The organism is Roseburia faecis, from assembly GCF_001406815.1.
GTDB classification, from domain to species: domain Bacteria; phylum Bacillota; class Clostridia; order Lachnospirales; family Lachnospiraceae; genus Roseburia; species Roseburia faecis.
Genome location: NZ_CVRR01000082.1, coordinates 25,942 through 39,479 on the forward strand (window position 1 = coordinate 25,942; position 13,538 = coordinate 39,479).

Genomic DNA, 13,538 nt, shown 5'->3' on the forward strand with positions numbered 1-13,538 from the left:
TTATGCCGTTGGTTGTCTTTTTGTGGGGACAGAATGCCACTTTTTGGAAAGAGTTATGCGGATATGTTATGGTATTGGACGTAAAATTGATATTAGAAGGTGTGAGCGCGAGCAATTCACCAAACTACATACCGGAATAAAACAGAAGCTGCAGAGCAGTGTGTGCAGTTGGATTATCTACCAGGGCAATGAAGTGGTTGTACTGATCGAGCATTTAGAAGAAGAAAAGACAATAGTAACGACATTTAGAAATTATGCAGAGGTAAAGAAAGCATGAATGGAAGATTACACCGTGGCTCGTGTGACAACCGGGATCAATACGGAGAAAACGGACATTTTAATTTCTGTAGGAAACTTTGGCTTTGCATAAGTTGGATCTATTCTTCGGATATATCATAGTCAGTGGCTGTATCAGAAAATTTTGTATCCCAAATGGCTTCTTCAATGGTTTGTAAACATTCATCTGTATGTTTGGAAATGTCTTGTCCCCAGAAGTGAAGGACAGTATAGCCTAGAAATAGAAGCTTTTTATCATTTTCATAATCACGATTACGGTTTCGTTCGATTTTTTTGATCCAAAAGTCTGGATTTTTCCCATTTTCAAGCCGGAGTTTGAGAATCTCCCAATCCTTTCCGTGAAAAAATTCACTATCGCAAAAAATAGCAATTTTATATTTGGTAAGAACAATGTCAGGAGAACCAGGGAGAGCCTTATAATTTTTACGATAGCGATAACCTTTGTGCCATAGAGCTTTTCGGAGCAATAGCTCTATGGAAGTATCTTTACTGTGGATCTTACGCATATTGTTTGAAACAGTAGCGGAATCACGCGACATATAGGTACCTTCTTTCTACCTGAACTGCTGAGAATATATTATCAAAAAACAGGATAAATAGCAAACGGGTTAAGAAACATGCAAGAGGAAATCTAACGATATGGTGAGAAAATTGCTTGTTGCTAATTGTGGTATATGATAAAATATGAGTTGTACTATTTTTGAATTTGGAGGAATTTTAATGGCGATTTGTTATGACAAATTATGGAAATTACTGATAGATAAAAAAATGAACCGCACAGAATTGAAGGAAGCGTCAGGAATAAGTTTTAATGTGTTAGCTCGATTAGGAAAGAATGAGCCAGTTTCATTTGAATCAATAGAAAAAATATGTTTTACATTAAATTGCAAGATAGAAGATGTTGTAGAGATACAAAAAGACGAACCAATACAAATCGATAGTGATGCATTTACAACCATAGAACTGTTTGCTGGAGCTGGCGGTTTGGCTTTAGGGATAGAAAAAGCTGGATTTGAACCATTGGGACTAATAGAGTTTGATAAAGATGCAGCAGAATCTTTGAAAACCAATAGGCCGAACTGGAGAGTTATTCATGATGATATAGCTAATATATCTTGTTTAGATTTGGAAGATTATTTTGGCATAAAAAAAGGAGACCTGGATTTATTATCGGGAGGGGCACCGTGTCAGGCTTTTTCCTATGCTGGAAAAAGATTAGGACTTGAAGATGCGAGAGGAACACTTTTTTATCACTATGCAACTTTTTTACAGAAATTACAGCCAAAGATGTTTTTATTTGAAAATGTGCGAGGATTGCTGACTCATGATAAGGGAAGAACATATGCAACGATAACCAATATTTTTGAACAGGCGGGATATACCATTCAGAAAAAAGTTTTAAATGCGTGGGATTTTGGTGTGCCGCAGAAAAGAGAGAGGCTAATTACTGTTGGAATTAGGAATGATTTAGTGGGAAAAGTTTCATTCTCATTTCCTAAAGAACATGATTATAAGCCTGTTTTGAGAGATGTTTTATTGGATTGCCCAGAAGGACCAGGAGTGCCATACGGGGAAAATAAAAGAAAAATATTTGAATTAGTTCCACCTGGAGGATATTGGAGAGATATCGATCCAGAGATTGCAAAAGCATATATGAAAAGTTGTTGGGATATGGAAGGCGGAAGAACAGGAATTCTTAGGAGAATGAGTCTGGATGAACCATCATTGACGGTATTGACTTCACCGTCTCAGAAGCAAACAGAAAGATGCCATCCATTGGAAGCAAGACCGTTTACAGTACGTGAGAATGCAAGATGTCAAACATTTCCAGATGAATGGCAGTTTTGTGGAAGTGTTCAATCTCAGTATAAACAGGTTGGAAATGCGGTTCCTGTCAACTTAGCATATGAAATTGGGTTGGAGATACATAAATCATTAGAGGGGGTAAAATAAATGGCATGGAATTTAGATTTTATATCAGAAGAAGATTTTAAGAAGCATGTGCGTGCAACGATTATGAAATATGGAGAAAAACTGGAATCGTATGATTTGAAGCGGTTCAATAGTAACCTGATTGATCCGATCAAGCTGATTTTTGATAAATCGGTGTATCGTACAAGCTGGGAAGAAATTGTAAATAATGAAATTTTCCGGCAGAGAGATAAGTCTAATAATAATGATATAGGATATTTTCACCAGAATATTTTTTCTTATTTCAAAGGATGCGAAGTCCCGCAGGCAGGCTGGGATGTTATTTACAGAAATCCCGATGGAATACAAATGCCAGATGGAGATATTGTACATACAATATATGTGGAAATGAAAAACAAACACAATACTATGAATTCTGCATCTTCTGCAAAAACATATATAAAGATGCAGGGACAGATTTTGGAAGATGATGATTGTGCGTGTCTGTTGGTTGAAGCAATTGCAAAGAAATCACAGAATATAAAATGGTCAACAAAAGTTGATGGGAAAAATGTACAGCATAGGTTGATTCGTCGTGTGAGCATGGATCAGTTTTATGCAATTCTCACTGGTGAAGAAGATGCATTTTATAAGATGTGTATGGCATTGCCGGAGGTAATCAATTCTGTTGTAAATGAAGAAGGCGGTGTTGAAGTACCACACGATACGGTTATTGATGAATTGAGAAAGGTGGCATCATTATATGGTGATGAAAACGACGAGCTGTCTATGGCAATGGCTGTATATATGCTTGGATTTAATACGTATATGGGATTTGGAGATAAAATCCGTGGAGAATTAGGAGAAGATAAAGACGGAATGCTGAAACGGATTTATGAATATGTGAAACGGTTAAAATAGGCATATAAAGAATGGTGGGGAATGAACATGAGCACTTCGACACATGATTTATTTGATTTTTTAAAAAAGGCAAATAGTAATATTTCGGATGAATACACAAGAATTTGTAGAAAAAAGTCGCGGAAGAAGGAACACCGGAGGAGTTAATGAGCACCAACGGAATCTACCGGCATATGACAAATCTTCAGATGCAGAGCGCCGGATGGAAAATACAATAAGAATCAATGGAAGCTTTTCGGAATAGAGGCTGCGATATTGCCGTCTACAGGTCGGGCAAACGCAGCCTGGTCATCCGATGGACTTTGTTGGAATTATTTTTTCTTTTTTACAATCCCGATTCCGATCAGTAAAGCGCTGATGAGAATTCCGGCGACAAGAAGGATGACATACATGTTGGCATTTACGTTGAGATCTGTCGTCCAGGTGGAAAAATTCGCATGGCGGATGGTAAGCTGTCTGGTATCATACAGAAGATAACTGCAAACATCATTGGAGAAGGTAATCCATATACTGCAAAGAAGTGTACACAGACCGCCTTTGATAAAACTATTGACCGGGAGATAGCGAATTATGAGGAAAAAGAGCCATACACCGATCATCAGGACTGTTGCCACAATGCATCCGGTTTTCAGACTGCCTAATCCGGAACGGTAAGATACGGTAAATATGGTCAGGTAGAGCCAAAGCGTATCCCAGATCATGATAATAAGGGCTTTTTTATCGGATAATACAGGCGGTAATGTCATTTCGCGTATCACCAGAGGGAAAAATACAACGGAAAGTCCGAATACAGTCGGAACGGACCAGAAGAAAAATTCTCCTCCGCCATTCATGGTATTTACAAAAAATAAAATCAGCAGCAGGGCACCGACACCACATAAAATACATTTCATCAGCCGTTTCTGGGAAGAAATAAGCGGAACAACAGTGAGTGCTGCGACAAGCATCATGGAAGCGGTTACGACAGAGAATACGCCGAGTCCGCTGCCGCCGGCCATGGATACAATAAAGGTAATAAGGATCGGAACAAGCAGCAGGGCGGCAATGACTATACCGGCTTTGTATGCCAGGTTCCGTTCTTTTTTGGCATGCCGTTCCAGAATTTCGCAGGATTCGGTTTCAATTACGTTGTCAATGGTATGATTGGCTAAATCTTCGTAAATTTTTTCGCAGTCAGCGCAGTCAGCAAGATGCTGTCTGACCAGTTCACAGCTGGCAGGACTGCATGCATGGTCGTAATATAATGGCAGGAGATCCTGCACAATGTCACATTCGTTTGGATTATGATTCATGGTGGTCCATCCTTTCTTTAATTTTTAATCTTGCCCTGTGATAAGTAACTCTCGCCCAGTTTTCTGTTTTCCCGAAGATTATTCCGATTTGTGAAAAGGATAATTCTCCGAAAACTCTTAGCTGAAAGACTTCTTTATAAGGTTCCTGAAGTTCATGAAGTACGAGATGAATCTGCAGCGCAGAGTCCTGATCCGCAATATGGTTTGCAATATCATCGGATGTTTCCGCAGCAGATGCATCGAAACAGGCATATTTTTGATTTTTGCGGCATTCATCAACTGCAAGGTTTTTGGCTATGCTGCACAGCCATGTGAATTCACGGGATTTCCCTTCATAGCCGTGTCGGGCAGTCAGCGCTTTATAAAACGTATTTTGTGTGATTTCTTCCGCCAGGGACTGATTTTTGACGATTGTCATCACGTAAGAGTAAACCTGCAGGTAATAGGAATTGTACAATTTTTCATAATTCAGAACCGGTCACCTCCTTTTTACACAGATTAGACGGCGAAAAGATGGTTTCGTTACAAACTTTTCCAAATTATTTTATAATATTTTTCATGGATTTAACAGGAAAGAATTTCAAGTGTCTATGTTTTAAGGTTAAGTTAAGGAAAACATCATAAGAAAATAATATGACAATTTATGGCATACATTATTTCCGGTGTGAAAAAGAAATCAAAAGTTGTCATTGGAAAGGCAAGTATAAGGATTCCGTTTTTTGAGCGTCTGGATAAACTGAATCTGCGTCTGATTCCGATTGATGTCAAGACGAGTAACGCCGTACCGACAGCGGATTACATCAATATCAATGTGGATGCCACGGTCAATGTCAAGATCAGTAATGATCCGGAGAAACTGCGTCTGGCAGCAGAGAACTTTCTGAATAAAAATACAGAGTACATAGCAAGTGTGGCACGTGAAGTGCTTGAAGGTAATGTGCGTGAGATTGTTGGTAAGATGCGGCTGGAGGAAATGGTTTCCGACCGTCAGAAATTTGCCAACCTTGTCAAAGAAAATGCGGAGCCGGATCTGGCAGCGATGGGACTGGATATCATCAGTTTCAATGTGCAGAATTTCGTTGATGGAAATGATGTCATTGAAAATCTCGGTATCGACAATATTGTAAAGATTAAGAAATCTGCAGCCATCGCAAAAGCTGAGAGTGAGAGAGATATTAAAGTTGCACAGGCAGCAGCGGATAAAGAATCCAATGATGCGGCAGTGGAAGCGCAGACAGAGATTGCGAAGAAACAGAATGAACTGGCAATCAAAAAATCAGAACTTCAGATGGAAGCCGATACAAAGAAGGCGATGGCAGATGCCGCTTACGAAATCCAGAAAGAGGAACAACGTAAGACTATTGAAGTTACCACGGCAAATGCAGATATTGCAAAGCAGGAGCGTGAAATTGAGTTAAAGCAGAAGCAGGTTGCCGTTACGGAGCAGTCGCTGGAGGCAGAAGTAAAGAAGAAAGCCGAGGCAGAAAAATATGCAGCCCAGCAGCGCGCGGAAGCAGAACTTTATCAGCGTCAGAAGGACGCAGAGGCAAAGCAGTTTGAGGCACAGCGGGAAGCGGAAGCGCAGAAGGCACAGGCAGAAGCCATGCGTTTTGCAAGAGAGCAGGAAGCAGCCGGTATCCGGGCAGTCGGTGAGGCAGAGGCATCTGCGATCCAGGCAAAAGGTATTGCGGAAGCAGAAGCCATGGAAAAGAAGGCAGAAGCATATGCGAAGTATAATAAGGCTGCAGTAGCGGAAATGATGATCAAGGTACTTCCGGATATTGCCGGAAAAGTTGCAGAACCGCTCGGTCAGATTGACAAGATCACAATCATTGGAGGTGGCGAAGGCGGCAGCAATGGTGTGGATCAGATTGCCGGAAATGTGCCGGTGGTCATGGCAAAAGTCTTTGAAAGCATGAAAGAAGCAACCGGAATTGATCTGGCAGATATTATCAACGCAGAGTCTTACGATGCGAAGGTAAACCGCAATGTGAATGTATCGGGACTTGATTCCGTGAACTTTGTAGTAAAGGATGACGGAACAAAGGTTACGATGGCAAAAGTGGAGCCGCAGAATAGTACAAAACCGGTAAGTACAGATGTACCGGAATCCGGAGAACAGGGATAAAACCAAAAGAAAGAGAACAGTGTCAGATGATAAATCGGGGCACTGTTCTCTTTTTGTCGGTGATGATTCATGCGAAATGTTTAAATAATAGGTGCAATTCGGAAAATTTTTCGTTATACTAAATATATGAAGATAAAGAAATGAAAAAATTGAAACAGCAATCGCAGCATTACAGCAGGAAGCAACGGAAGAAGAGGTAAAAGGTTCAGGAAGTGTTATGTCTACGTTTTTGGCAGATATGCATCAGCTTTTTACGCGGCACTTCCTGTAGATGAAATCATAGGAATAAAGGAGAGACCACGTGGGCAGAAAAAAAGAGCAGGAACATAAAACTTTAGCCCGTTGGATCATTGATAAAACCAATACCGATCATTACAGGGCGGGGATGCTCAGTGGATGGAAACATCCGTATATTGATGCGGATGTTATGGAAATAGTGGGTGGAAGAAAACAGCTTTTGGATCAGGCAACTATCCTTGAAAATGAGACAAATGCGGGAAAGATGGGGAAGTTTAAGCCCGATTGGAAAGATGTAAAAACAAGTATTAAGAAAATTGATTATGATGTTGCGATTATTCCGGAATTGTGTGAAAGGGAACAAATCGAAGATCCAAGGGAAAGGCAGCTTCGTCTCATTGCCCGTGTGGAAAAATGGCGGAGAAAAGGACAGGATTGTGCATGGTTGTGCTCCTACTATGATGATTTATTGGATCTGTTGAACAGAGGCAAAGAGCAGAAAGAACTGGAAGATGAAACCTTTTTTGTATGTATAGATGCAGTTGCACATCAAAAGGAACACGTCTGGAAACGGGTGTTCAGTGCGCGTGTCCTTCACAATTCCAAATGTTTCCAAAAAAATTATGAGGATAGAATACTGTCTGTTTTAAAAGAAAAATCCCCATTTTATATAGAGGAAATGAGTGATGATGAACTGCTGGATGCGCATAATATTCATTCTTATGCGCAGACGCTTGAGTGGAAAGGCACACTGCAGTATATTATAAATGATGAAAAAGTAATTGATTCTTCATCACAGATTTATGGAACGATTATAAATACACAGACAATGGAACATGCAAGGGCGTATGCCCTGTCAGGTTGCAAAAGAATCATGACAATTGAAAATAAAGCAAACTATGAGGACATGTCTTATAGAAAAGATACTCTTTATATATTTTGTCATGGTTTTTTCTCTCCAAAGGAAGTTCGGTTTTTGAAGACGATTTGTGATCTGGTTTCTGAGGGATGTGAATTTTATCATTGGGGAGATCTGGATTATGGAGGAATCTGTATTTTCCAGTTTATTAAGGCGCAGGTATTCCCAAAACTTCTTCCATACAAAATGAGTCAGGAGGATTTTGAATTAGCAGTCAGGGAGGATGCAGGTATTTTATTAAAGGAAGATACCAGAAATAAGCTGATAAGGAAAAATGCAGGACTACTGGAACCATTAAAGGAAGCAATACTTAAGTCAGGTCTGACGATAGAACAGGAACGGCTGTTGTAGAAAATAAAGAGGAAATTCATTCATGATTTTAAAAAAGAAAATTCCAAAGGAATTTTATAAACTATTTCGCACGAAAAACCGTGATGCATATATGCAGTTTCTTGTGGCAATTTATGAGGAAAATAATGAAGTGTATACAGCACTTGGATTGACGATAGAGGAATGCCGTGTGATTATTGCAGATACAATTGCAAAGGCAAGGATTATCTGGGAGGATGAGGAAATAGAAGAAGAGGACGAGCCGGATACCTTATTTCCGGAAGATTCGCCGTCTGGCATATTGAATACCCTGATTCGGTGGGGATGGTTAAAAAGCGATTTTGATGAAAAGTTAAATACGTATATTATTTCTTTCCCGGAATACAGCCAGCTGTTTACGGAATTGTTTCAGAAGCTTCAGACAGAAGATGACAGCCGGGAGAGGGAAAGTATCCTTTCGATTTACAGTGCTTTGTTTACGTATCATTCGGATACAGAAAAAAATAATGATATTTTAAAAAACGCACTCCAGACGTCCAGACGGCTGGGGCAGCTTCTTTCCAATATGCAGGATGGAATGCGTTCCTATTTTGAGGAATTGTCGCAGAAAAAAAATTTTATTGGAATTCAGAAAGTTCTGGTAGAGGAAATTAACAACCGTGACAGTAAAAAATATGCAATTCTTACGACAACAGACAGCTTTTACCGTTATAAGGAAGCAGTTAAGGAACTGATCAGCCAGATTCTTCGCGAAAATGACCAAAAAAGGGAACAGCTTGTAAAAGAGCGTACCGGACTTGTGGAGGGAACTGTTACCAGCAAAAGAAACCAGTATCGTCTGGAATATTGTGAAAGTGCCAGTCAGCTTGTGTATCAGGTGGAGCGGGAATTTGATCTGATCGAAAAAAAATATAACAAGCTGATCGAACAGAAAACTGTCTTTGCCAAGCGTGCACTGGCACGAATCCATTATATTCTGCAGGAAGGCTCTTCGGATGAAGATCATATTGTAAAGTTAATTAATTTGTTGGATCATCATGCAAACAGCCCACAGGTGTTAGAACAAATGCGTGACCGGATCAGAGTGGGAACACAGTTTAAGAATATAACCGATAGAAGTTTTTACAACCGGAAAAATGCGGAGGATGCAGGATTTCACCCGATTGCGATGGAAAAGCACAACGAGGAGACTCAGATGACCGATTTTGTACCAAAGCCGCTTTATACGAAAAAACAGTTGCAGGAATTCAGGCAGAAAAATATCGTGGATGGCAGATTTGTCACGGATGAACAGACGATTCAGTCCGTAGAAGATCTGGAAAAACTGCTGTTTTTGTGGCAGGAGGAAACGGATGATACGAAACAGGAGGAAACGGTGCATATTGATGGAGAATTAAAAGGAGAATATGGATTTGTTTTTTCAAAACTGGTGATTGACGCAAAAAAAGGAGAGAAAAAATAAATGTTAGAATACATGGAAAATATCTCGCAGAGTGAGGCGGAAAATATTAGAAAAACCATACAGGATCTGTTTCGCCAGACCTGTATTTTGCAGACAAAGTGTGATCCGGTTACTCTGATCCAGAAGGATAATCCTCACTATCAGGTATGTGCGAGAAATCGGGAATTTATTGCAGATTATCTGCAGGTGCTTGACTGTGAACTGGTTCATGATCCGCAGGAACATATTTTCCGGATTACAGGAGATGGCGTGCTGACGGAGCGTATGACACTTTTAACAACGAAACTGGTGATCCTTATGAAATTGATTTATCGGGATAAAATTATGGGAGAAGGACTACATGCCACGACAACCAGTCTTGCGGAGATCCGAAGATATGGAAAGGAAACAAACCTGATTACGCGCAGACTGACCGCTCAGGAGTGGCAGGAGGCATTGATTCTGATGAAAACACACCAGATGATCGAACTGCCAAGTGCCATTGGAAATCTCGAAGACGATTCCCCGATTTATATTTACAGTACCATTAATATTTTCTGTTCAGCGGCAGATATCAATGAGCTGGTTGAAATGTTCAAAGGAGAAACCGGGGAAACGGAAGAACAAAAGGAAGCAGAGTATTCGGAAAAGACGCAGGATCAGTGGGAAACACAAGACGAAATGAGGAGTGAATAAATTGAGTCAGGCAAAAAAAGTTTTTACAAGGATGTGCCTTAACAACTGGGGAGGCATTGATCATAAGGTACTGGAGTTTCATGAATATGTGAATTTGTTCAGTGGAAAAAGCGGATCTGGAAAATCGACAGTGATGGATGCCATCCAGGTCATTTTGTATGGAAGTTTCTCACCGAGTTTTCTGAATAAAGCAGCGGATGATGCAAAAAATCGCAGAAGTGTGTTAAGTTATCTGCGCGGAGAACAAAAAGACGGATCTGCCAATCGTAAAGACTGTGATTTCTGTTCCGTAATTGCTCTGGAAATTGAAGATACCGGAACCCATATTATAACCTGTATTGGAATTGCGTTTGAAGTAAGAAAATCAGATTCTGAGATTAAAAAATTTGTGTATTTCAGTCACTCCGGGAAAATGCCGGAGTCTGAATATCTGACGGAACAGGGCGTCTGCTATTCCAATCAGGAGATCAAAAAGCTGGTCAGTGCCAGAACAAAATCCGATGACAACCGCGGAAAGGGAGAAGTCAACCGCATTTATGGTTCCAAAGAGGCATATCTGGGAACTCTGTATGATGTGATTCTCGGGTATATTGATCAGAACCGTTTTATCACGATGGAAAAAAGTGCAATTGCCCTGAAAATGACCAATGGAACGGGACAGTTTATTCGTGATTATATGTTTCCAAAGAACACTTCCAATACCATTGCCACGATTAGTGAACAGCTGGATTCTTACCGCCAGATCAAAGAAAAAATAGAAGATCTGCGGAAGCGGATTGAGCTGTTATCTGAAATTCAGGCATCAGGAAAGGAACTGGTGCGTCTGCAGACGGATATCGTCCGGGCAGAAGCCATGATACGCTGCATCGGTATTGAAGATTTGCGGGCAAGGATTCAGGCAGCAGAAGACGACAAAAGGAATCTTGCAGAAAAACAGGAACAATGCAAGAAAAAAGTGCAGGAACTTTCTGCCTCGCGGGAGGAAGCACAGCAGAAATTGATACAGGTCAGTGCCGATTTAAAAGCCAGCGATTTAGGGGGAAAACAGCAGCAGTACGAGGAATTAGATGAGCGCAGCAGGATGCTGGCAGATAATACCAGACAGTGGCAAAAGATCCTTCAGGGAATGAAAAACTGGGAAGAAGACGATGTGATCACGGATTATATCAGCAATCCGGTACTCAACATGATTGCTGAATTAAACCAGGGAAGGGTGACAGAAGAACTGTGCCAGAATCTGCATCTGAAAATTGAATCGGCCAAGCAAAATATCGAGGATGAAGTGGAGGATTACAGAGATCAGAGACGTGAGATCGGAAAACAGCTAAAAGAAAAAAAGCGGCTGGTAGATGATATGAAACATGACCGCAAACCATATGATGAGAATTTGCGGTCAGCAAGAAGTGCACTATCCCAGCAATTAAGTGACCGCTATGGGCAAACGGTGAAAGTACAGATTTTTGCAGATCTTTTCGATGTGCAGGAGGAAGAATGGAAGAATGCGATTGAAGGTCGCATGGGAAGGCTGAAACATTCTCTGATTACAGAGCCGCAGTATGCACATGAGGCAGCAGTCCTGTTTCGCAATATGAAGCAATATGAAAATGTTGATTTGATTAATTCCAAAGCGATTGCAGACAGTAAGCCGGATTGTATGGAAGGGTCATTGTATGAAGCGGTAAAAACGCAAGAGGCTTATGTGGATGTATGTCTGAAACGGTATCTGGGACATATTATGAAATGCAGGTCTGTGGAGGAACTGGAGCAGGTAAGGGATGGTGTGACACCGGATTGTTATTCGTACAGCAATTTTATTTTCCGGCATCTTAAGAAAAAAGACTATACGACCAGAGCGTGTATTGGACGCCGTGTTTCCAAGGCGCGGCTTACAGAATATGAAAACGATGTGGAAGATTTAAGCAGACAGGAGACGGAATTGGATCATCTGCTGCGCAGATTAAAAGCTGCAAGAGAATTTGAGTGTCTGAAAGATGAGCCATCTCATTACGTGAAACTCTCCAAGGCGGGTGCTGAGCTTGCAAAGGTAAATAAAACCAAGAAAGAACTCGAAGAAGTGATCCGCTTTTTGCGGGAGGGGGCATACAAAGAACTCGAAGAGAAGGAACAGGCTTTAAAGAAGCAGGTGCGGGACATCCAGACTGAGATCGATGAAGTGCAGACAGAGCTGGCAAAGCTAACCAGCCGGTATGGGCAGCTTTCCGGAGAAAATGAGTCCAGAAGACAGCAGCTGGAGGAAAAGCTGCAGGGATATATTGCCAATGAAGAACTCGAACAGGAAGTGTGGGAATTGTTAAAAAAGCAATCCGGGCAGTCCGTGATTAACAGGAAGAAGGCAGAGATTGCAGATCTGGCAGATAAGGAGCAGGAACAGGCAGAACGTCTGCAGATGGCGCGAAATAAATATATTCTTGCATATCCGGCCAGTGAATTCAGCGGAGCTGAGAAATCCAATGAAGCATATGAAAAACTGCTTGAACGGTACAGGACGGATTTTGAGCCGGCATACGAAGAAGAATTTGAAAAAAAGTGTGCATCCATCTATAAGAGTCTCCGGGAGAATGTCATTGCAACAATTCACGGAGATATCAAAGCAGCCAAACGGCACGCATATGAGATCAACCGCCTGCTGCGGGAAACCAATTTCTCAGACAGCACGTACCAGATTAAAATTGAACCGGCCAAAAATGAAAACGGACAGTTCTTTGATATGCTTATGGCAGAGGAACTCGACAGCAAGAATCTGGACAATGCCGGAATTGACGGTCAGATCAGTTTCGGAGAAGATGCATTTTATCAGAAATATGAGCAGAAGATCAAACTTCTGACCGACAAGTTTATGCCGCCGAAAGATGAGGATGAGCATTTGCGGGCACAGAAGCGCAAAGAAATGGAACAGTACGCAGACTACAGGAATTATCTGTCATTCAGCATGTTTGAACAGGTAACCGATGAACATGGAAATGTGATCCGGGAAAACTTTGTCGATGATATGGCGGGCAGGGATTCCGGTGGTGAGGGACAAAATCCAAAGTATGTAGCACTGCTTGCTGGATTTGCCATGCTGTATATGCAGCAGAGTAAGCGGGATTCCAAAATTAAGCTGGTACTGCTGGATGAGGCGTTTTCCAAAATGGATCAGGAGCGAAGCGCAGTCTGTCTGAAATATGCCAGAAAGATGGATCTGCAGCTGATTGTCTGTGTGCCGGATGAGCGTTTGCAGTCTCTGATCCGGAATGTGGACTGTGTATATGGATTCCGTCGGTTTAAAAACCGGATTTCCATGATGCATATTGATAAGGGGCAGTATCTGGAAATGATGGAAGGATAAAATTGGATAGTTGATTT

12 protein-coding genes are annotated in these 13,538 nt (G+C 41.2%); 9 read left to right on the forward strand and 3 right to left on the reverse strand.

The window, feature by feature from the left end:
• The first annotated feature begins 55 nt into the window (after positions 1–55).
• Positions 56–277, forward strand: coding sequence for a hypothetical protein (locus tag M72_RS15050; RefSeq protein ID WP_055068806.1), 222 nt, complete (start codon positions 56–58; stop codon positions 275–277).
• Between the two features lie 100 nt (positions 278–377).
• Here M72_RS15050 and M72_RS15055 read toward each other — a convergent pair whose 3' ends face one another.
• The gene (locus tag M72_RS15055; protein WP_022045044.1) at positions 378–836 is read right to left on the reverse strand and encodes a very short patch repair endonuclease; all 459 of its coding nucleotides are present in this window, start codon (positions 834–836) and stop codon (positions 378–380) included.
• Positions 837–1,017: 181 nt separating this feature from the next.
• Here M72_RS15055 and dcm point away from each other — a divergent pair, with 181 nt between their 5' ends.
• The 3 genes from dcm (at position 1,018) to M72_RS17405 (ending at position 3,373) form a co-directional block, all read left to right on the forward strand.
• Entirely contained in the window at positions 1,018–2,250 is a 1,233-nt protein-coding gene (gene dcm, locus M72_RS15060) for a DNA cytosine methyltransferase (protein WP_055068807.1), read from the forward strand.
• Complete coding sequence (locus tag M72_RS15065; RefSeq protein WP_009461554.1) at positions 2,251–3,129, forward strand: Eco47II family restriction endonuclease; 879 nt, start codon at positions 2,251–2,253, stop codon at positions 3,127–3,129.
• A gap of 88 nt (positions 3,130–3,217) precedes the next feature.
• Entirely contained in the window at positions 3,218–3,373 is a 156-nt protein-coding gene (locus tag M72_RS17405; RefSeq protein WP_206541841.1) for a hypothetical protein, read from the forward strand.
• Positions 3,374–3,440: 67 nt separating this feature from the next.
• On the opposite strand, the gene M72_RS15070 is transcribed toward M72_RS17405, so the two are convergent.
• Both M72_RS15070 and M72_RS15075 read right to left on the reverse strand, forming a co-directional pair.
• A complete protein-coding gene (locus M72_RS15070) occupies positions 3,441–4,421 on the reverse strand; it encodes a zf-HC2 domain-containing protein (protein ID WP_055068808.1) in 981 nt (326 codons plus the stop codon).
• Positions 4,411–4,839: an RNA polymerase sigma factor gene (locus M72_RS15075; RefSeq protein WP_242853342.1), complete on the reverse strand. Its 429-nt coding sequence runs from the start codon at positions 4,837–4,839 to the stop codon at positions 4,411–4,413. The genes M72_RS15070 and M72_RS15075 overlap by 11 nt, the downstream gene beginning before the upstream one ends.
• A 225-nt stretch (positions 4,840–5,064) precedes the next feature.
• Here M72_RS15075 and M72_RS15080 point away from each other — a divergent pair, with 225 nt between their 5' ends.
• The 5 genes from M72_RS15080 (at position 5,065) to M72_RS15100 (ending at position 13,521) form a co-directional block, all read left to right on the forward strand.
• Positions 5,065–6,549: a flotillin family protein gene (locus M72_RS15080; protein ID WP_261291850.1), complete on the forward strand. Its 1,485-nt coding sequence runs from the start codon at positions 5,065–5,067 to the stop codon at positions 6,547–6,549.
• 301 nt (positions 6,550–6,850) lie between these two features.
• Positions 6,851–8,056 (forward strand): Wadjet anti-phage system protein JetD domain-containing protein, encoded by a 1,206-nt coding sequence (locus tag M72_RS15085; protein ID WP_055068810.1) that lies wholly within the window; start codon positions 6,851–6,853, stop codon positions 8,054–8,056.
• Positions 8,057–8,078: 22 nt separating this feature from the next.
• On the forward strand, positions 8,079–9,497 hold the full coding sequence (locus M72_RS15090; RefSeq protein ID WP_055068811.1) for a Wadjet anti-phage system protein JetA family protein: 1,419 nt from the start codon (positions 8,079–8,081) through the stop codon (positions 9,495–9,497).
• Positions 9,498–10,172, forward strand: coding sequence for a DUF4194 domain-containing protein (locus tag M72_RS15095; RefSeq protein ID WP_022045035.1), 675 nt, complete (start codon positions 9,498–9,500; stop codon positions 10,170–10,172).
• 1 nt (position 10,173) lies between these two features.
• Entirely contained in the window at positions 10,174–13,521 is a 3,348-nt protein-coding gene (locus M72_RS15100; protein WP_055068812.1) for an SbcC/MukB-like Walker B domain-containing protein, read from the forward strand.
• Positions 13,522–13,538: the final 17 nt, after the last annotated feature.